The following is a 21,035-nucleotide window of genomic DNA, read 5'->3' as shown; positions in this document are numbered from 1 at the left end:
AAAAACAAGGATAATCTGGGAACAGTCAGGTGTCCTTGTTTTTGATTCACTAGAATATTAGGTAAAATAGATAAGTAATAGGTTCTAATAATCAACCTAAATGAATATACTTACATCTGGTTTGGATAAGGGGAGAAAAAAATGGAGAAACGAAAGTGGTGGAAAGAAGCCGTTGCATATGAAATTTATCCAAGAAGTTTTAAAGATTCTAATGGAGATGGTATAGGAGATATACAAGGAATTATCGAAAAGTTAGATTATTTACAAGACCTCGGAATTGATATTATATGGGTTTGCCCAATCTATCAATCTCCAAACGATGACAATGGCTATGATATTAGTGACTACAAAGCTATTTTGTCTGACTTTGGAACTATGGAAGATTTTGAAGCATTACTATCAGCTGTTCATAAACGGGGAATGAAGTTGATTATGGATCTGGTCATCAATCATACCTCGGATGAACATGAATGGTTTATTGAGTCCAAATCTTCTAAGGATAATACGTATAGAGATTTTTATATCTGGAAAGAAGGAGCTGATAAGGGGATTCCTCCTAACAACTGGGCCTCTATATTCGGCGGTTCTGCCTGGGAATACGATTCAGATACAAAGGAATATTATTTGCATATTTTTTCTAAAAAACAACCAGATTTAAATTGGGAGAACAAAGAAGTTAGAAACAAACTTTATGATATGGTCAACTGGTGGCTGGATAAAGGAATCGACGGTTTTAGGATTGATGCAATTTCGCATATTAAAAAGAAAGAGGGCTTACCTGATTTACCTAATCCAAAAGGCGAAGCATTTGTAGAATCGTTTGATGGTCATCTCAATCAGAAAGGAATTGATTTATTTCTAAATGAATTTGTAGAAAATACAATTAAGAAGTTTGATGCGCTGACAGTTGGAGAAGCAAATGGGGTGACAGTTGAAGATGCGGAGAATTGGGCTAATGAAGATACAGGGTATTTCAATATGATTTTTCAATTTGAGCATGTTGACCTATGGGGATCCAAAGGAACGGGGTTAGATTTAAGACGCCTGAAAACCACTTTGTCCCGATGGCAGAATGCATTGGATGCAAAAGGGTGGAATGCTTTATTTATTGAGAACCATGATTTAGCAAGAGTGGTTTCGGTATGGGGAAATGATACTTCTTACCGTAAGAAATCTGCCAAAGCCTTGGCAACAATCTATTTCTTTATGCAAGGGACTCCTTTTATTTATCAAGGGCAAGAAATTGGGATGACGAATGTAAAGTATGAAAATATAAATGACTACCGCGATGTTGCATCAAGAAATTATTATCAAAGTGAGTTGGCTAAAGGTAAAGCTCATGAAGAAGTCATGACTTACATCTGGTCTAGTGGTCGTGATAATTCACGTACACCAATGCAATGGGATAGCACCAGCTATGCAGGGTTTTCAGATAACGAACCTTGGATAAAAGTAAATCCAAATTATAGAAAAATAAATGTTGAGGAGTCAATGAAAGATTCAGACTCTATCTATCATTATTACCGTACGATGATTCAACTAAGAAGAAAAGAAGAAACGTTTATTTATGGCTCCTATGTATTATTAGAAGAAGAGCATCCCCAAGTTTTTGCTTATATAAGAAAATATCAGAATAAACAATTTTTGATAGTAGCGAATTTATTTGCATTAGAAACAATAGTTAATTTGCCAAGTGGATTTAAACTAGGTGAAAAATTGCTATCTAACTATTCTGAAAAAGAACAATCAACAGTTAGTTTAAACTTGAAAGCTTATGAAGCAGGAATATATGAACTAAGAGAGAGGTAAAAAAGAAGGTGGATAGGTAAATAATAGTAAGCAGAATAGTCAAAAATCAATTAAAACTAACAAAAAGTAAGATAAAGTGCGTGACATAAACAAAGAATCATGATATATTAGCTCCTGTGTATAAAAAACACGATAATTTTAGCATAATAATGTATTTTAGTGTAAAAATATTTGAAAATGCATAAGGAGATTTTAAAATGATTAATAAAAAATTAGGATTAACTTCATTATTAACAGTGGGATTATTATTAACAGCATGTACAACAAGTGATAATAAAGAAACAGAAAAAGTATCAGAAGACACAAAAGAAGATGCATCTTGGTCTTCCGTTGAAGAAGAAGGCGTTTTGACTGTAGGAACATCTGGAACGTATGCACCGATTACTTTCTTAAATGAAGAAAATGAATTAACAGGGTTTGAGGTAGAATTAGTGCGTGAACTTGGAGAAGAGTTAGGAGTAGAAGTAGAATTTGAAACGATGCAATTCGATGGATTACTTCCAGCGCTACGTAATGGACAAATTGATGTAGCTGCAAATGATTTTGCAATTACTGAAGAGCGGAAAGAAATTTTTGATTTTGTAGATTCTCATAAATACTCTTATGGTTCAGCCATTATTCGTACAGAAGATGATGGGAAGTTCGAATCTGCTTATGATCTAAAAGGTGCAAAAATAGGATTGGGTTCTCTAACCAGTAACTATGCTACCTTTGCAGAAAATATTGGGGGAGAAACAACAGCATATGATGCTGGAGTAGATACCATTCTCAGAGATATTCTTAACGGAAATCAAGATGCTTATCTGAATGACCGTTTAGTCTTACAAAGAAATGTAGAAGAGTTTGGTGATGATGGCTTAATGGTAGATGAAGATGTAAAATATCATTCTTCAGAAAGTGCCTTAGCAGTATTAAAAGGCAATACGGAATTACGTGATAAGCTAAGTGAAGCATTAGCCACTTTGAAAGATGAAGGAAGAGTTTCAGAATTATCTGAAGAATTTTTAGGTGCAGACTCAACTCAGCCAGTTGATCAATCTGAAGTTGTCAGTTTAGAAGCAGAATAAGTTAAATAGACCATATCGTAACATACAAGAAGTCGATCATAAGCCTCTTGTATGTTCTTTTCTAGTATAAAAAAGTAAGAAAGGAGTTTCATATGTTTGATTTTTTTTCTGAAATAAAATGGGAATATTTATATGATTTTGATCTTGCAATTGAATCGCTGCCGTTTTTACTGGAAGGCTTACGTGTGACTTTGATTATAGCGGGATTTAGTATGGTTTTTGCGCTTATAATAGGGATTATAGTTGGAATTGCACGCATGTCTAAGCTAGCCATTTTTAGACTACCAGCTAAATTTTATATATCCTTTATGCGTGGTACACCTTTACTTGTATTTGTATTTATTCTTTATTATGGACTTCCAGTAATAGGGATAGAATTTGAAAGCTCTATCGTTGCAGCAATTGTGGGAGTAAGTTTCAACTTTGCTGCCTACCTTGCTGAAGTTGTGCGTTCTGCGATATCATCTGTGCCTAAAGGACAGTGGGAAGCAGCTGAAACGCTTCAAATGAGTTACTTTCAAACATTAAGAAGAATCGTCATTCCTCAGGCAACACGTATTGCTGTTCCGCCTACTTTTAATATCTTTATGGATGTGCTAAAAGGAACCTCACTTGCTTCTGTTATTACCGTACAAGAATTACTTTATAGCGGTCGACTAATAGCAGGAAGAACGTATGATAGTATGACAATGTATATAACAGTTGCTATCATTTATTGGCTAGTTAGTATTGTGATTGGTGCAATTCAAAGTAGATTGGAAATACGTTATAACCGCTATTTAGCAAAAGGGTAAAGGAGCATCCTGACTATGATTACAGTAGAAAACTTGAAAAAGAAATTTGGAGATCAAGTCGTTTTAGAATCTATCAATTTCAGTGTTAATAAAGGTGAAGTTGTCTGTTTAGTTGGCGCTTCAGGCTCTGGAAAAACAACTTTACTAAGGTGCTTGAATTTATTAGAAGAACCAAGTGCAGGTACGCTGAAAATTGGAAACAAACGAGTTGAATTCGGGAAGCAGAAAGTAACTAAAGAAGATGTAAAAGAAATTCGTCAGTATTCTGGTATGGTGTTTCAAAGTTTTAATCTTTTTCCACATAAAACATTGATAGAGAATATTATTGAGGCGCCAATTACTGTACAAAAAAGAGATAAAAAAGAAGTGGTTGTAGAGGCAAATGAAATACTCGAAAAAGTAGGTCTCATTGAACACAAGGACAAGTATCCAGATGCATTGTCTGGAGGACAACAACAAAGAGCAGCGATAGCTCGTTCATTGATGATGCATCCAGAAATCTTACTGTTCGATGAACCCACTTCAGCTTTGGATCCACAGTTAGTACGAGAAGTATTAAAAGTGATTGAAGAACTAGCTAAAGAAGGGCAAACTATGGTTATTGTCACACATGAAATGAACTTTGCCAGACGTATAGCGAATAGAGCTTTATTTATGGATGAAGGCTATATTCTTGAAGAAGGACCTGCTGAAAAAGTGCTGAGTAATCCGAAAGAAGCACGCACAAGAGAATTTCTGGCTTTGCTTGAAGACGAATAAAGTTATCTAGACAGCAGAAAAGGATGGACACTTTTGATTAAGTGTCCATCCTTTTCCTATTTGCAATTTATGAGCGCCTCTTTTAAATTGGTAATGTAACCTGTAACAGGCTTTATAATTTTCGGCAATGCCAATCTATGGAAATCAGTCATAATGATGCTGAAATTTGAGACTATGCTTTAGGAAGAGCTACCCAATGTTCAGGAGAAACTTCTTGAAAAATAGTCGTAGAGGAATCGAATGAAAAAGCTGCTTCATCATTTGTCTGTCTTTTACGGGTCGCTTCATAATTTGGATCTGGAACAGGAATAGCAGATAAAAGTTTTTTTGTATAAGGGTGCAATGGATTAGCAAAAAGTTCCTCTGATTTTGCTATTTCTACTATATTGCCATTATACATTACTGCTACTCTATCACTGATACGCTTCACCATAGACAAGTCATGAGCAATAAACATATAGGTTAATCCTAATTTTTGCTGCAAATCTTCTAACAACTCCACAATTTGTGACTGGATAGAAGCATCTAGAGAGGATAGAGGCTCATCACAGACAATAAACTTCGGATCTACAGCTAATGCTCGAGCAATTCCAATCCGTTGGCGCTGTCCTCCAGAGAATTCGTGAGGATATCTCATGGCAAAAGAAGGATCTAATCCGACTAACTCAAGCAAATCGATCACTTTATTCAATCGATCGTGTTTGTTTGCAGCTAGTTTATGAACATCAATAGCTTCTCCGATAATATCCACAACTTTCATTCGCGGATCAAGTGAAGCATAAGGATCTTGGAAAATAATTTGCATATGTTTTCGCATATCTTTCATTTCGCTTGCTGTTAAGTTATTCAAATTAAATCCTTCGTAAAGAACCTCTCCCCCTGTTGCTTCATGGAGTCTTAGAATGGTACGACCAGTAGTAGACTTTCCAGATCCGGATTCTCCTACTAGTCCGAGTGTTTCATTTTCGTAAATGTCAAAAGAGATATCATCAACAGCTTTTAAAACGGATCCCTTTCCTAAGTCAAAATGCTTTTTTAGATTTCTGATAGAGAGTAAAGGCTTTTTAGATTTAGTTACATTTGAGAATGATTTCTGTTCATTTTGAAGGTTTGGAACAGCCTCCAAGAGTCTTTTGGTATAGGCATGTTCTGGGTGGGCAAATATATTCTTTGTAGTACCGCTCTCTACAATTTCGCCATCTTTCATAACGATAACCCGGTCACACATATTAGCCACTACTCCAAAGTCATGAGTAATTAAAATTATAGAAGTGCCGAATTTCTTTTGAATATCTTTCAGCAAATCCAAAATTTGGGCTTGAATGGTCACATCTAAAGCTGTTGTAGGTTCATCTGCAATCAAAAGAGCAGGATTACAAGCTAAAGCGATGGCAATCATCATCCGTTGGCGCATTCCGCCTGAAAACTCATGGGGGTACTGTTTGTAACGGAACTCGATATCTTTGATCCCAACTAATTCCATTATATTAAGTGCTTCTGCTTTTGCTGCTTTTTTGCGCAATTTTTGATGAAATTGGATACTTTCGGTGATTTGATCCCCTATCCTCATAGTTGGATTGAGTGAAGTCATTGGATCCTGGAAAATCATTCCAATATCCTTACCGCGAATTTTACGCATTTCTTTTTCACTTAACTGAGTTAAATCTTTCCCCATAAATACAATTTTACTATTTTCATTATTTTGGGCATTGGGAGGAAGGAGCCGCATGATAGAACGTGCAGTGACACTTTTTCCGCTTCCTGATTCTCCAACGATCCCTAAAGTTTCTCCTTTAGATACTTCAAAATGAATATCTGTTGCAACTTCATTTGAAGAGTCACCTTGTTCAAATATAATAGATAACTTTTGGACGTCCAGTAATTTTTCCATAGTTCCGCTCCTCAAATTTGTCTAGAATAATTTGATTATAGCATGTATGTCAATCAGTATAGAAAAAAAGATGATTTTACGGTTTTTAGAAAGTACGTATAATAAAGACCCTGTAGAAATCTATTTTACAAATTAATTGTTTAAGCTTGACTGTAGTTTTTTTATTTGGTATATTTATTTTCAATTAGAAATACTTTCAAAAGATAAGTTAAAAGACATTGAAAAGAAGAGTACGGATCATTGCGATTTTATAGAGAGTCCCTGTTTGCTGAGAGGGGATAAAGAGTGATATCTGGAAGTGCGTCTTGGAGTCGTATTGTTGAATTTTCTTAGGAAAATTAGATAATACCGGGTATGCCCGTTATAGCAGCGCAGTATCACAGACACATTGTTCTGAGTACTGTAGTTGAGATAGTGTATAGAAAAGCCTAAGTTATAACTAGGGTAAAAACTGTGCATTTTTTAAGGTGGAACCGTGAGATTAATTATTTCGCCCTTGAATACAGAATGATCTGTGTTCAAGGGCTTTTTTTGTATGTATAGTATTCTATTAATCTGTATTAAATAAATAAAGAGCGCATTCTTAATAAAAAGAATGGAGGAATATTAATGAAAGTTGAAACAATTATTAAACAGGATCAGAGCTTTCTTCAGCAGCTGTCACGACAATATACAAAAGCATTTTTGAGTCCTTATTACCGAATAGGGTTGATGATTTTTGGATTTCCTTTCCAGGTGTTTATTCTTATGGTCTTTCTATACAAGAAATATGTTAAAAAACAAAATGGTAAAATTAGCAGCGAAGCAAAAGAAGCTTTAATACAAAGCGGATATGACCGAGAATTAAGAGCGAAATTGAAAAAACAAGAAGAAAATAAACAAGCTTTTTTCAATAAACCTCTAAGTGAGAAAGAGACAAACAAAAATGTCGAAAAATTATTTTCTATACAATTTCAACAAGCTGTAAATGAAAAAGCACATGAAATCTATAAACAATCTAATAGAGAAAAAGTAACTTTTTTAGGACAATCACTTGCGTTTATTACAAATCCGAAATATTTTATTTTATCAATTATTCTAGGATTTCCTATGTATGCATTATTGATTATACATTCTTTTCCGTTTATGAAGTATCTATTTGAACGTCTCCTCATGATGCTGTTTGTCATATTGGGTGTAACGATTATCGTCTTTACTTTATTATACTTTTCTCCATCCGACCCAGCTAGAAACATTATTGGAGAAACAGCTACTCCGGCCCAAATTGATAATTTTCGTTCTATGTATGGACTAGACGATCCCTATATTGTTCAGTTATGGAGAACAATTAAAGGAGTCTTCACTTTTGATTTAGGGAATGCGTACTCAGGTAACCAAGCGGTTGTCTCCACTATTATGCGACGATTCCCTGTTACGTTAGAGTTGTCAATATTTGCTTTAGTGATTGCACTTATAGTGGCATTACCTGCAGGAATATATTCAGCAGTTAAGGCAAATACAATGTTTGACCATGTGTTTATGTTTATCGCATTAGTTGGGTTATCCATTCCGAGTTTCTGGCAAGGACTTATTTTCATACTAGGGTTTTCAATTGAACTTGGGTGGTTGCCGGCGACTTACAATGCAGATAACTTTGCTTCATTGATTATGCCGGCAGTTGTTCTAGGAACATTGCTGATGGCTTCAGTAGCAAGGATGACTCGTTCCTCTACTTTAGAAGTAGTGAATGAAGATTACATTTTAACCGCTCGCTCAAAAGGATTATCTAACAGAAGAGTAATATTAAGACATGCAGTACCCAATGCATTAATTCCAATTGTAACAATTATAGGTCTGCAATTTGGTGGAGTACTTGGAGGAGCAGCTGTTACTGAACAAGTTTTCAATATCAATGGGATAGGGAATTACATTGTAGAACGTCAATTTATTCCTGATATACCAAGTGTTTTAGGTGGCGTCATCTATGTAGCGATTGTGTTATCCATTGTAAATGTATTTATTGATATGTTATATGCCTTTATCGATCCGAGAATTCGAACTAATCTGAAAAAATACTAGGAAGGAGGGAATGATTCTTTGAAATCTTACAAAGATACGCTGGCTTATAAACAAATAGAGTTTTCTACTGGACTCTCACTTATCTATACGGGAATTCTTTTGTTTGCTGCTTTTGACTTCAGTCCATTTACTGTGCGTCCGCTTATTATGATTTTAGCGAGTATGAATGGAGTAGCGACTGTTTTACAAGCATTATTAGTGCTTAAAATTAGGAAGAACAGTAAAAAAGTACTTGCCATTAACTCAACCAGTCGTAAGTTAGCGGGAGGATTATTACTTTCCTTGTTAATCGGCAACCTGTTTATAGTCCTTTCGTCTTTATACTTATTAAAAAAGAAACTAACGACCGGGTATATTTATGCTGTTTATATGGTATTGACAGATTTGCTGGTTATTGGAGTCTCTTCATTAAATTTGTTTAAAGCCTATGTAACAAACTCATTTATACCATTTATGTTTTTACTGCTTTTTGTACTTGTTTTCCATCTTGTGGTGTTAGCCGGGTACAATAGAATTGAAGCAATGACTGGAATAATAAGAAAAGTATTCCTTCTATTCTTTGCAGCAACCACTCTAGTAGGGAATCTTTTCGTACTTTTTGTAATGATTTCATTAATGCAAAGGACAGATAGCGAAACAAAAATGACACGAAGAAAAGGCATACGTGAGAAAATCATTCGTAACCAAGCTTCAATGCTAGGGCTATTATTTATCGTATTTCTTGTAGCGATCTCCATCTGTAGTTATTGGACTTTTAATTACGGATTTGCAGTGACAAATGATTATAGTAATATTTTACAGTCACCAAGTCTAACTTATCCTTTTGGAACAGATAATTTCGGGAGAGATGTGTTTTCTAGAATTGTGTTTGGAGCTAGAATATCCTTAACTGTGGGAGTGCTGGCGACAGTTATTCCACTATTATTTGGAGGGGCACTTGGTGCTATTTCTGGATATTATGGTCGACATACAGATAATTTGATTATGCGTTTTTTAGATGTTTTATACGCGATCCCAGGAATCTTGTTAGCGATCACGATTGTTGCAGCTTTTGGAGCATCGACTACAAACTTAATTATTGCTTTGAGCATAGGGTATATTCCAAGCTATGCACGAACGATGAGAGCAAATGTGATCCAAGTGACGAATCTGGAATATGTAGAGGCTTCAAGAGCAATCGGAAACAATCATATAAATATTATTTGGCAGCATGTTATTCCCAACTCTCTAGCACCAATGATTGTTAGAGCAACCTTAACGATTGGATCAGCGATTATTGCAACCAGTAGTTTGAGTTACCTTGGATTGGGTGTGGAAAATTATATTCCTGAATGGGGAAATATCTTGAGAACCGGTAGTGAATATCTGGAAACAGAGCCTTACCTAGCTATATATCCAGGATTAGCCATCATTGCATTAGTTTTGTCCTTTAACTTCTTAGGTGATGGATTAAGGGATGCAACGGATCCGAGATTATCTTAATGGAATTAAGTAGTTTGATAGTACATTTTTAAAAAATAGAAAAATAAAAAAATAGAAAGAAAAGAGGAAAAGATATGAAAAAGAAATTATTGAGTACAGTAGTATTGCTTGGAACAATGGTTTTGTCAGCCTGCAATGTGACGACAGAAGATGAAGCGACAACTGGAAATACAAATAATGATCAAGAAGCAGTGCAAATTGACTTATTAGGTGCTGCGGCAGATGAAAAAGATTTAAATATCTTACGGGATCAGCTGACTAGAAACGGTTTTGAAGTTAATGTAAATCAGCAGCCGGATTATGCTAGCTATAGAGCCCAAAGAGATGCAGGAAACTTTGATATTTCTGTTGCTAGCTGGACAACTGTAACGGGTAATCCTGATTATGCAGTTCGTTCATTATTTACTAGTGATGGAGATAGTCGAGTAATTGCGCCTGATTCTGAAGTGGATGAACTAATCAATCAGGCAGCTACGGAGAATGAATCAGAATATGTGAATACGTATAGTGAATTGGAAAATGTTCTTGTTACAGAGAATGCCTACACGGCCGGATTATATAACTCACTTAAAGCACAAGCGTTCAACAAAGACCTGATAAATCCTGAATCAGTCAATCTTTATAAATCAAGAGCCTTTGCCTGGGATACTGTCCAGTTCAATGATACGTCTCTTAACGAAACAGAACCTTTGATTTTAACTCAGACTGAATCTGACTTGACGTCTTTAGATCCCATTAAAGGGAATGACGGATCAATTAATCAATTGAATACAAATATGTATGTGCGTTTGGTGAACTTGACAGAGGATGATACTGTTACTTCGGAAGCTTCGCTTAGCTATGATCATGCTATTGCAGAAGGAAATACCGATTATTATTTTGTTTTGCGTGATGATATTAATTTCACGAGCGTTGAAGATGGACAAGCTGTAGATACAGGTGAGCGAGTTGGAGCAGATGATGTTAAATTTTCTTTAGAACGTGCGAGTGATCCTGAATCAGTACCAGACCATAGAACGTATAGTTTGCATGAATATATTGACGAAGTAACAGTAGTAGATGATATGAGTGAATTAGAAGATGCTACAGTTGCTGAAGCAGGTACTTCAGTCAAAGATGCTTTAGAAGCTGATCTAGATACATCTATTAATAGCCTAGTAACAGATAAAACACAAGCTGATAGTGCAGCAGGTAACTATCAAGTAGTCAAATTAACAACAACTGAACCATTCCCTCAAGTACTAAATTATTTAGCACACCAGTCAGCTGGGATTGTTTCTAAAAAGCAAGTAGAAAGTATTAACACCTACGATATTGAAAATTTTGATATTAATACAGATATTCCTTATGGCGATCAACGTGCGGTGACAGAAGGGGACACATACGATAACCATTTATATGCAAGTGGACCTTATGTTATGATCGAAAAAAATGATTATGCAGCAACGTTCCAAAAAAATCCTGCCTATATGCCAGAAACGGATAATGCAGCAAAAATCAAGAATGTTACCGTTCGTTTTATTGGGGATATGGATAGTGCATTATCTGCTTTAAGAAGTGGAGAAGTACACTTGCTTTACGGATTAGGAGAAACACAATACCAAGTAGTCGAAGGAGAAGAATCTCTAGAACTGCAAACTGGTCCAAGTAATGCGGTACAATATTTAATCATTAATACAACGAATGAAGACAGGAAAACTGCTCAAAGCGAAGATTTGCGAAAAGCCATTCTATATTCTATCAACCAAGATGATTTTATCCAATCATATGATGGCCAGAAAGAAAAAGCCTTTACTCCAGTAACACCATTGGTAGAAACGGGAAATGAGTTAGAAGCTGATGCTGATTTAGCACAAGAACACTTGTCTAATTATTTAGAACAATCAGAAGAATAATGCTCAATAAGTTAATCTGTTAATCTAAAAAAGCTGATCCTGTCTGCACTATATGCAGACAGAATCAGCTTTTTCTTTAGCCGCAAACTATACAATAATAAGAACCTGACTTTTTTCGAAATATTGATTAGTTTCAGGAGAGAAACTGAAGTATTTCGAATGATTTAGTCTTCTTTTTCAAAGTGACTGAAAAATTTATTAACCGAAACCATTATAATTATAAGTATTAATACATAAATAGTCGTCTTAGTAACATAAATGGATACAAACATTTCTCCACTGTATCCAGCATCTGAAATAGTCCGGACTAAGATGTTTGGGATCATAAATATAATAAAGCTACAAATAATATTAAAAATGAGTTTTACATAAGGGCTTATTTCTTTCATCAGAATTTCCATCTACTTTCTACATATCTATATGGATAGTGATTAGTGGTTTAGAAGCTTCCGCCAAATCGTTTAAAATAATCTTTGTAACTTCTGATCATTTCAATTTATTTAATATGAATGTGATTAGTATCAGCTACTCTTTGAACCCTTTCTTCAAAAGTTATTAGAAGAGCAACCGTTGCAGTAGGTTTTCTTCATTCAAAGAAACAATTCCCGGTTCAATAGTGTTAGCGCTGACATTGTTGCCGGAATAAAAAAATGAAAAAAAAATAAACTAGTGAAACTAATAATGAATTTAAATATTTTAGACATCATTTATCCAGCTCCTTTAGTTAATTATATCACAAACTATTTATATCACAATAATTTTGAAATGTAAAGTGTTAATTTTATTTTGAAATTAATGTGACAGAGTTTATCCACTCCATCAGAAAGGTAGATTTTTGTATGGAGGTTTTCAATAGTACCTATTTTCAGGCGTCTACCCTGGAGGATACCTAACGAATATGTAAGTATCGAAGGATGGTAAAAACTATAAGAACAACAAAACAGTAAAGGAATGTCCTTTACTGTTTTGAGTAGGTCTGTTTAATTAAGATACTTAAAATTATAGAATGTTATCTTCATAACTAATAAATTAATTTAACTCTGGCCAGAAATCTTTATTTGCTTCAATCAAATCATCAAGCAAGTTTTTAGCAACGCCGGCACTGGGAATAGTTTTAGAAAGTGTAAGAGCTTGCCATAGTTTTTGGTAGCTTCCTTCAACGTAAGCTTCTACAACCATTTTCTCGACCATGACTTGTTGGTACATCAAGGTTTTCTCGAAATCCGGAATTTTACCTTGAGCTAAGGGTTCTGGACCATCATTTCCTACAATACACGGTACTTCGACCATAGCATCATCCGGGAAGTTTGCAATTGCACCATTATTTTTAACGATCATGAGCATTCTTTCGTGTGTATTAAAAGCAATGGCACGAGCTAAGTCAACGATAAAGGATGCATGACTGTCGATGTGGAATTCATCACCGGCTGCTGTTCCTTTTTCTGTAATTGTACGAGCAGCATCAAATACTTCTTTTTCTCGACCATTCATGACTTCGTTGGCACGAGTATAAGAGCAGTCAGAATGACTGACTTCATCATCAGGGTAGAGATAATATTTAAGATAGGTATTTGGCAGATATCTTGGATTGACTGCTAATAAGTCTTTAGCTTTTTTGTGAGTCTGCTGCCAGCTTGGATCTGTGTGTTGTGTTTCCACTTCAACCGTTGTAAGGTAACCATTTTCTGCTACATATTCACGAATCTGATCAAGATATTCATGACCTTGTTTGTCCTTGATACTTGTCCACCAGCCAAAGTGGTTTAAACCAAAGTAACGAACTTCTAATTCGTCAGGTGTCTTCCCGATAATTTGAGACATTCTTCTTAGCGTTCCTACCGGCATATCGCAGATATTTAAGACCTTTGAGTCTGGACGTAGTACGCGGCAAGCTTCAGCTACGATTGCAGCTGGATTGGAATAGTTCAGCATCCAGCAGTCTGGAGAATATTTTTCCATATAATCGATTAATTCGATCATGCCACCAATACTTCTTAGTCCATAAGCAATTCCGCCAGGTCCACACGTTTCTTGTCCAATGACACCGTGATTCAACGGAATTTTTTCATCTTGCTCACGCATAGCATATTTTCCAACTCTAATATGAGCCATACAGAAGTCTACATCTGTGAAAGCTTCTTCCGGATCTGTGGTGTATGAAAAGTCAATTTCTGGAGCTTGTTCTTTCATCAAAATAGCGAGTGCTTCTCCTAAGATACCCTGTCTTTCCGCATCGTTGTCATAAAGTTTTAAAGTGCGTAAGGGGAAACGTTCTAAATTTTCTAATAACATACGAACGATTCCTGGAGTGAAGGTGCTTCCTCCACCTGCGATAACGACTGAAAATTTCTTATTCATTTAATTCTTTCCCTTCTTATTTAAATTATTCTTCAGAATCCCGACCGAGATATTTTTCCACTGATCTGCGTACGCTATTGACCTGCAAACCGTAGACGACCTGTACGTTCTGATCTTTTACGATCACACCGCTAGCGCCGGTATCTGTCCGTAAGGTTTGTTCATCGACTAAGGCAGGATCTTTTAAGGTTAAGCGCAAACGAGTATAACAGTTTGTAATGGTATCAATATTTTCCGGTCCTCCTAAAGCTTGTACAATAACGGGCGCAGAGCCTGTTTCAGCTTCTCTGTCTCCAGTAACTGTTTCCACCAGTTGGCCAGATTTAGCAGCTTGATAATCTTTTTTAGAATATAATTTTGTATCTTGAACAGAATCTTCTCGACCAATTGTTTTAAATTTGAATTTTGTGATTAAAAATCTAAATGTAAGATAGTAAATGATGAAGAAGGCTATCCCGACTAAAATAAAGATTGGCCACCTTGTCCGTTCAAAACCTAAAGGAACGTTGTACAGTAAGAAATCTATAAAACCATTTGGACCAATCGCACGAACATTTAGTAAATTTAAGACGACCATACTAAAACCACTAAATACGGAGTGAATGACGAATAGTACAGGGGCAATAAACATAAATGAAAACTCGATTGGTTCAGTAACGCCTGCAACAAATGAAGTAAAGACCGCTGGAATTAAAATAGCTTTTGCTCTTGCTTTGTTTTCTGGTTTAGCTGTATGGTACATTGCTAAGCAGGCACCGAGTAAACCAAACATTTTTGAAATTCCACGAGCATCCCAGATGACACTTTGGTTTAATAAACCACCGGAAGGATTTGCTATTTCAGCAAAATAGATATTACGAGCGCCTTCGAAAACTTCACCACCGACTTCCGCAACACCACCCAGAGAAGTATATAAGAAAGGTGTATACACCAAGTGATGTAAACCAGTTGGAATGAGTAAACGTTCAAGTGTGCCGTATAAGAATAAGCCAAAGTTGCCTGTTTGGTTAATAAATGATCCGGTCGCATCAATTCCAGATTGAACAACGGGCCAGATATAACTCATCAGAATTGCGAAGATGACAACGATTGGAATCAATACGATAAATACAAAACGAGAACCACCATAAATTTGGAAGGCATTATCAAATTCAATTTCAGCAAATTTATTATGAACAAGTGCAACAACGACTCCTAGAATAATTCCTAAAAATACCCCCATGTCTAATACCTGCACACCCAACACCATAGATTGACCTGTTCCTTGTAGAGACGCAGGATCTACGAGCATTTCATTAAAAGACAGGAAGTTATTCATTGCATATATAAATACCAAGAATCCTAAAAGTGCGGTAAAGCCAGCTTCTGCTTTTTTCTTGTTGGATAAGCCCACAGCAATACCCACACAAAATATAAGTCCCAAGTTTGTCAAGATAGAAACGAGTGATCCTGATAAGATTGATCCAAATCCCATAGTGATCGGATTATCTAAAAAGGGAAGCAACTCAATCAAACGAGCATTTGTAAACAAATTCCCTATCGCAATTAGCAAACCGGCAATAGGTAGAATCAGTACAGGAATAAACATGGCTTTAGCAAATCGCTGCATGCCATTCATTAACTTATCTTTCATCTTCTTTCCTCCAATTCAATTTTTTCATTCCTTTTTAACCTTTTTCATAATAAGAATGATTGATCTAGAATTAGTATAGCGTGTAAGCGGTTCTAATGTTAGCGTTTTAAAATAGTAGAAACGTGTTTCTCGATTAAGAAACACGTTTCGCATAAAAAGGTTTAAGATTCTAATTGGTTTAAGTATTGTTCGACAATGGATTCAAAGGATAGTAAAACGCCGGGAAAAAAAAGGTTAGGCAGCATATTGCGATCATCCAGTTGATGGATATCTAGAATCTGGATATTTAAATCAGATATTAATCCGATTCGATTATCCGTTTCTTTCGTGAAAGCAACCGTGTAGATTTCAGCATCGACAGCTTTTTTCAGTTTGCGGTAAACTTGTTCAGTTTCACCGGACTTTGAGACAACGATCATTGCACCAATATCATCTAAGTTATTTTCAAACACACCCACTGAATCAGAGCCACTAGCTAAAATCGCTTTTCTTCCTAGAACTAATAATTTCTTGTAAATATACTCTGCTGCAATCTGAGAGAAACCAGTAGCATAAATAAAGATATATTTCTGTTTCAGTAGCAGTACATTATCAATGAACTGTTGAGTATTTTCGTAAGAACAATTTTTGATCAATGATTTAAAATCAGTACTTAATATGGTTTCATTCTCAGTATTTGAATTATTCTCTGCTTTTTTGATCATGGGAAGTAATGAATAGTACATATCAGTAAAACCAGTGTAGCCTAGTTTTTTAGATAATCTTATAACAGAAGCGGGAGAGGTATAGGTTGCGCTTGCTACAGCACGTACGCCCATGTCCTGGACTGTATCAATATGTGCTACAAAATACTGAAGAATCGCTTTTTCTAAAGAAGTTAATTTTTTCCCAGCCGTCAATTTGCTTAAGTCTATCAAATATATGCTCCTTTACAAGTTAAATTCTACGGTTTTGAATAGCATTTCTGACCTTGGTGATAGATTTTTTTCCTTTTTCGTCTAATCTCATCATGATATTAACATAAATAGCATCAAGCAGACTGAGTTGAGCTATTCTTGAAGCTAGTGCCTCAGATCGGAAATCTGTTTCTTCTGATAAAGTGTAAAGTGGAATATCAACTTGTTGACTAAAAGGGGATTGCGTATAACTAGTGATTCCTATAGTGAATACATTATTTTGTTTTAGAGTATCTAATAATCCGAGAATATCTTTAGAATGACCAGTATGAGAAATAAGAACAGCGACACTGGAATCAGTCATCTGAGAAGCAGACATTAACTGCATATGAGCATCGATTTGAGCAGAAACAGGTAATCCGGTTCGGATAAACTTATGATATCCGTCCAGAGCAATAACGTTAGAACCGCCAAATCCAAATAATTCAATTCTATCTGCTTTAAGCATTGCATTAACTGCGCCTTTAAAGTGATCTTCATCAATAACTGTTAACGTATCTTCCAGTGTTTTGATATTTGATTGGAAAACTTTCTTTAAAACAGTTCTTTCATTATCTTCGGAAGATAGATGTTCATGAATATCATGCAATTCTTTTACTTGTTCAGAGGCTAAAGCAATTTTCATGTCTTGAAATCCTTTATAACCAAGACGTTTACAAAATCTAAATACAGTAGAATCTGCTAGACCAGTATCATCGGCAATCTGATTAATCGTTCCATGAATAATTTTTTCAGGAGAAGCGGTAATATAATCAGCTAATTTCTTTTCTTTCTCGCTAAATGTTCTATAAATAGATCGAATTCTCATTTTACAGGTTTGTTTATTTTCCATCGTCTAAACGAACTCCTTTGTTAGGGATTACCCTAATTATAGATTGAAAAGAAACAAAAGAAAATATTTTTCTATAAATCACTTGTAAGAAATAATATTCTTTTATATACTAAGTGTACGAAATAAAATTTTACAGGAGGTAGCTAAAATGAAATTAGCAATTTTAGGACTTGGAAAAATGGGATTTAATCTAATGCAGAATTTGTTAGACCACAAACATGAAGTGGTAGCTTTTGATATTGATCATAATTTAGTTGAGCAAGCTGAAGCAGTAGGTGCAAAAGGTGCAACGAGTATTCAAAAAGTATTTAAACAATTGGATGGCAAAAAAATTATTTGGATGATGGTTCCTGCAGGAGAAATTACCGAAAAATTGATAGTTGATTTGAAACCGTATCTATCTGAAGAAGATATTCTGATAGACGGTGGAAACAGTAACTATAAAGATACTGTTAAACGATATCATGATTTAAAAAATAAAGGTATATCTTATATTGATGTTGGTACAAGTGGGGGAATGGAAGGAGCAAGAGAAGGGGCTTGTACCATGATTGGTGGAGATAAAGAAGTATTCGATCAGATAGAACCTATTTTCAAAGACATTTCTGTAGAAAATGGATATTTGTATACAGGTGAATCTGGAAGTGGTCATTTCTTGAAGATGGTTCATAATGGAGTAGAATATGGGATGATGCAAGCAATGAGCGAAGGGTTCGATATTCTGGAAAAGAGTACGTATGACTTTGATCACGAAAAAGTAGCGCGAGTCTGGAATAATGGTTCGGTTATACGGTCTTGGTTGATGGAACTTATGGAGTCTGCTTTTTCTGAAGATCCTAAATTAGATAAAATTAGAGGAATCGTTCATGCTTCCGGAGAAGGAAAATGGACAGTAGAAACAGCATTGGAATTAGAGACTGCTGCGCCTGTTATTGCTTTATCTTTGATGATGAGAAATCGCTCTTTAGAAAGCGATTCTTTTAGTGGAAAAGTTGTTGCCTCTTTAAGAAATCAGTTTGGAGGACATGCAGTTGAAAAGCAGTGAGACTACTTGGTATAAGCCATAGTCCGCATATTTTGCATGGACAGAAATCGATATTAGAGTTAAGCTTAAACAAGAATTAAATAAAGAAAAGTGAATTGATAGTGCGATTATAAAATATCGTTACTAGAGAGGAAAATCAATGTGAAATCTTACATGCTTGGTGTAGATATAGGAACGACTAGTACGAAAGCTGTTTTATTTGATCTTAAAGGGAATGCATTTCAGCAATCTTCAGTAGAGTATCCACTGAATGTACCAGAACCAGGGGCTGCTGAACAAGATCCGAAAGAAATACTTGAGGCAGTAAAAGAATCAATCAGAACTGTAATGAAAAGAAGTGAAATCGATAAAAATGCTTTGAAATTCATTTCATTTAGTGCAGCTATGCACAGTGTGATTGCAGTGGATAAAGAAGGAAATCCATTGACACCTTCCATTACTTGGGCAGATCAAAGAAGCGAACCATATGCAGAGAAAATAAAAAAACAAACAGGATTAGAATTATATAAAAAAACGGGGACACCGATCCATCCTATGTCTCCTTTGACTAACATTAGCTGGATTAGAGAAGAAAAGCCAAATATATTCAAACAAACTGCTAAGTTTATAGGGGTTAAAGAATATGTATTTAAAGCATTTTTTAATGAGTACGTAGTAGATCATTCCATCGCTTCGGCAACTGGGCTTTTAAATATCTACACAATGGATTGGGATGCTGAAGCGTTAGAAATTGCGGGAATTGGTCCAGATCAGCTTTCTAAGCTGGTACCTACTACATCTCAATATAAAAGCATAGACCCGATACTTGCTGATGAAATGGGTATAAGTTCAGAAGTTCCTTTTATTATAGGAGCGAATGATGGATGTCTAGCTAATCTTGGTGTAGATGCAGTGATGCCTGGTGAAGTAGCGATAACAATCGGCACAAGTGGTGCGATTAGAACAGTAACAGATAAACCAGTCACCGATGAAAAGGGACGAACATTTTGCTATACTCTAACTGAAAACCACTGGGTCATTGGTGGTCCCGTTAATAATGGGGGAATGGTACTGAGATGGTTGAGAGATGAATTTTGTTCTGAGGAAGTCAAGATAGCAAAAGAACAAAATCAGAACCCCTACGACCTAATCACTGACCGCATAGATCAAGTAGCAGCCGGATCTGAAGGATTGCTGTTTCATCCGTATTTATCTGGAGAAAGAGCGCCATCCTGGAATGCCAATGCCAGAGGATCATTTTTTGGGTTAGCCATGCATCATAAGCGCGAACATATGATGCGTGCTGTGCTTGAAGGAATCAATATGAATATATATATGGTTCTTTTAGCGTTAGAAGAGTTGATCGGTACTCCTAAAGAAGTCCGAGCAACCGGAGGATTTGCACATTCGGCTGTCTGGAGGCAAATGGTTGCAGACATTTTTGGACAGGAAGTCCACGTACCTGAAACTGTCGAAAGTGCCTGTCTAGGTGCAGCAATCTTAGGCTTGTATGCAATGGGAGAAATTGATGACTTATCTGAAGTTAAAAAGATGGTTAAAACAAGAACCATCAATCACCCAGATAAAGAAAAAGGGTTAGTATATAAAGAACTGCTGCCAATCTTTATTCGGTTAAGCCGATTATATGAACAAGAATATGAAGCTGTAGTAGATTTTCAGAATCAGTATACAAACAGAATTTAAAGGATATACGTCAAAAAGGCGAGTATACTTTATATCTAGTTATTTTCTTATATAAAAGGGTTCTATAATATATGACGTTGGTGAGAAATCACTGGCGTCTTTTTTTGTCTCAGAAAATAGAAAACAAGTGAGCTCTCCTGTAGAATAATAGTTGACCAAAACCAAACATCCTTAGGAGGAACTCACTTGCCTACATCAAATGATATGCAAAAAGTACTGGATATTCAAGACAAAAATATGATTTTCGAAGATAACTGCGTGTCTTACGGCATACATAAACAAAAGAAATGTAAATTTATAGACTGTACATTGACTTATATTCCTAAGGAATGTAAGAAATGCCAGGAACCAAACAAGGACTTCTCTATCTATAAAAATGGGACTCAGACCTCTAGAATCACTTTTCCAATGTCCGGCATTTATCCGACCTATCTCAGAGTGAAAAAGCAGCGGTTCAAGTGTACGTCTTGTGAAGCAACATTTACTGCGGAAACACCGATTGTAAAAGAGGCGTGTTTTATCTCTAATTTTATCAAAGCAGAAATACTGGCGAAGTCAGCTGATGCTCGTTCGATCAAGAGCTTGGCAGAAGAGACGAATGTCTCTTCCACAACGATTCAAAGAATCATCAATGAACAGGTGAAGTATTATCGACCTTACTATCATTCATTGCCGGAGAACTTGTCGTTTGATGAGTTTAAGTATGGGAATGGGCAAATGGCTTTTGAGTATATTGATGTCGTAACAGGAACGATACTAGATATTTTAGAAAG

The 21,035-nt window shown here is 35.7% G+C and carries 14 protein-coding genes, 1 pseudogene and 1 other annotated feature; of the genes and pseudogenes, 10 read left to right on the top strand and 5 right to left on the bottom strand.

All coding sequences use genetic code 11. The features are described 5' to 3' along the window. Window positions 1–141: 141 nt before the first annotated feature. The 4 genes from BLT22_RS10720 (at window position 142) to BLT22_RS10705 (ending at window position 4,429) form a co-directional block, all read left to right on the top strand. A complete protein-coding gene (locus tag BLT22_RS10720) occupies window positions 142–1,809 on the top strand; it encodes a glycoside hydrolase family 13 protein (RefSeq protein WP_091763173.1) in 1,668 nt (555 codons plus the stop codon). Between the two features lie 197 nt (window positions 1,810–2,006). Next, window positions 2,007–2,876 (top strand): transporter substrate-binding domain-containing protein, encoded by an 870-nt coding sequence (locus BLT22_RS10715; RefSeq protein ID WP_091763171.1) that lies wholly within the window; start codon window positions 2,007–2,009, stop codon window positions 2,874–2,876. Between the two features lie 92 nt (window positions 2,877–2,968). Next, on the top strand, window positions 2,969–3,670 hold the full coding sequence (locus BLT22_RS10710) for an amino acid ABC transporter permease (RefSeq protein WP_087059190.1): 702 nt from the start codon (window positions 2,969–2,971) through the stop codon (window positions 3,668–3,670). 15 nt (window positions 3,671–3,685) lie between these two features. Beyond that, the gene (locus BLT22_RS10705) at window positions 3,686–4,429 is read left to right on the top strand and encodes an amino acid ABC transporter ATP-binding protein (protein WP_091763169.1); all 744 of its coding nucleotides are present in this window, start codon (window positions 3,686–3,688) and stop codon (window positions 4,427–4,429) included. 172 nt (window positions 4,430–4,601) lie between these two features. Here BLT22_RS10705 and BLT22_RS12580 read toward each other — a convergent pair whose 3' ends face one another. After that, entirely contained in the window at window positions 4,602–6,320 is a 1,719-nt protein-coding gene (locus tag BLT22_RS12580) for an ABC transporter ATP-binding protein (protein ID WP_091763167.1), read from the bottom strand. Between the two features lie 209 nt (window positions 6,321–6,529). After that, window positions 6,530–6,821 (top strand) — a binding site (T-box leader). A gap of 108 nt (window positions 6,822–6,929) precedes the next feature. Here BLT22_RS12580 and BLT22_RS10695 point away from each other — a divergent pair. The 3 genes from BLT22_RS10695 (at window position 6,930) to BLT22_RS10685 (ending at window position 11,755) form a co-directional block, all read left to right on the top strand. Further along, entirely contained in the window at window positions 6,930–8,378 is a 1,449-nt protein-coding gene (locus BLT22_RS10695; protein WP_091763165.1) for an ABC transporter permease, read from the top strand. An 18-nt stretch (window positions 8,379–8,396) separates the two neighbouring features. Continuing rightward, window positions 8,397–9,860 (top strand): ABC transporter permease, encoded by a 1,464-nt coding sequence (locus tag BLT22_RS10690; RefSeq protein ID WP_091763163.1) that lies wholly within the window; start codon window positions 8,397–8,399, stop codon window positions 9,858–9,860. 74 nt (window positions 9,861–9,934) lie between these two features. Beyond that, window positions 9,935–11,755 (top strand): ABC transporter substrate-binding protein, encoded by a 1,821-nt coding sequence (locus BLT22_RS10685; protein WP_091763162.1) that lies wholly within the window; start codon window positions 9,935–9,937, stop codon window positions 11,753–11,755. Window positions 11,756–12,784: 1,029 nt separating this feature from the next. Here BLT22_RS10685 and BLT22_RS10680 read toward each other — a convergent pair. From BLT22_RS10680 to BLT22_RS10665, 4 genes are all read right to left on the bottom strand, one after another. Next, window positions 12,785–14,113: a 6-phospho-alpha-glucosidase gene (locus BLT22_RS10680; protein WP_091763160.1), complete on the bottom strand. Its 1,329-nt coding sequence runs from the start codon at window positions 14,111–14,113 to the stop codon at window positions 12,785–12,787. A gap of 25 nt (window positions 14,114–14,138) precedes the next feature. Beyond that, complete coding sequence (locus tag BLT22_RS10675) at window positions 14,139–15,746, bottom strand: PTS transporter subunit EIIC (RefSeq protein ID WP_091763158.1); 1,608 nt, start codon at window positions 15,744–15,746, stop codon at window positions 14,139–14,141. A 161-nt stretch (window positions 15,747–15,907) separates the two neighbouring features. Further along, window positions 15,908–16,663 carry a MurR/RpiR family transcriptional regulator gene (locus BLT22_RS10670; protein ID WP_087058304.1) on the bottom strand — a complete coding sequence of 252 codons (756 nt, stop codon included), beginning with the start codon at window positions 16,661–16,663 and terminating at the stop codon, window positions 15,908–15,910. 19 nt (window positions 16,664–16,682) lie between these two features. Beyond that, the gene (locus BLT22_RS10665; protein WP_091763156.1) at window positions 16,683–17,534 is read right to left on the bottom strand and encodes a MurR/RpiR family transcriptional regulator; all 852 of its coding nucleotides are present in this window, start codon (window positions 17,532–17,534) and stop codon (window positions 16,683–16,685) included. A gap of 148 nt (window positions 17,535–17,682) precedes the next feature. Here BLT22_RS10665 and gnd point away from each other — a divergent pair, with 148 nt between their 5' ends. The 3 genes and pseudogenes from gnd to BLT22_RS10650 all read left to right on the top strand — a co-directional run. Then, complete coding sequence (gene gnd, locus BLT22_RS10660; RefSeq protein WP_091763154.1) at window positions 17,683–18,579, top strand: phosphogluconate dehydrogenase (NAD(+)-dependent, decarboxylating); 897 nt, start codon at window positions 17,683–17,685, stop codon at window positions 18,577–18,579. 141 nt (window positions 18,580–18,720) lie between these two features. After that, on the top strand, window positions 18,721–20,262 hold the full coding sequence (gene gntK, locus BLT22_RS10655) for a gluconokinase (RefSeq protein WP_091763151.1): 1,542 nt from the start codon (window positions 18,721–18,723) through the stop codon (window positions 20,260–20,262). Between the two features lie 186 nt (window positions 20,263–20,448). Further along, window positions 20,449–21,035, top strand: a pseudogene (locus BLT22_RS10650) (helix-turn-helix domain-containing protein); the annotation flags it as partial.

This window comes from Marinilactibacillus psychrotolerans (assembly GCF_900101525.1).
Classification (GTDB): domain Bacteria; phylum Bacillota; class Bacilli; order Lactobacillales; family Carnobacteriaceae_A; genus Marinilactibacillus; species Marinilactibacillus psychrotolerans.
The sequence above is the reverse complement of the archived record's forward strand: the minus strand, read 5'-3'. Positions and strand labels throughout refer to the sequence as shown.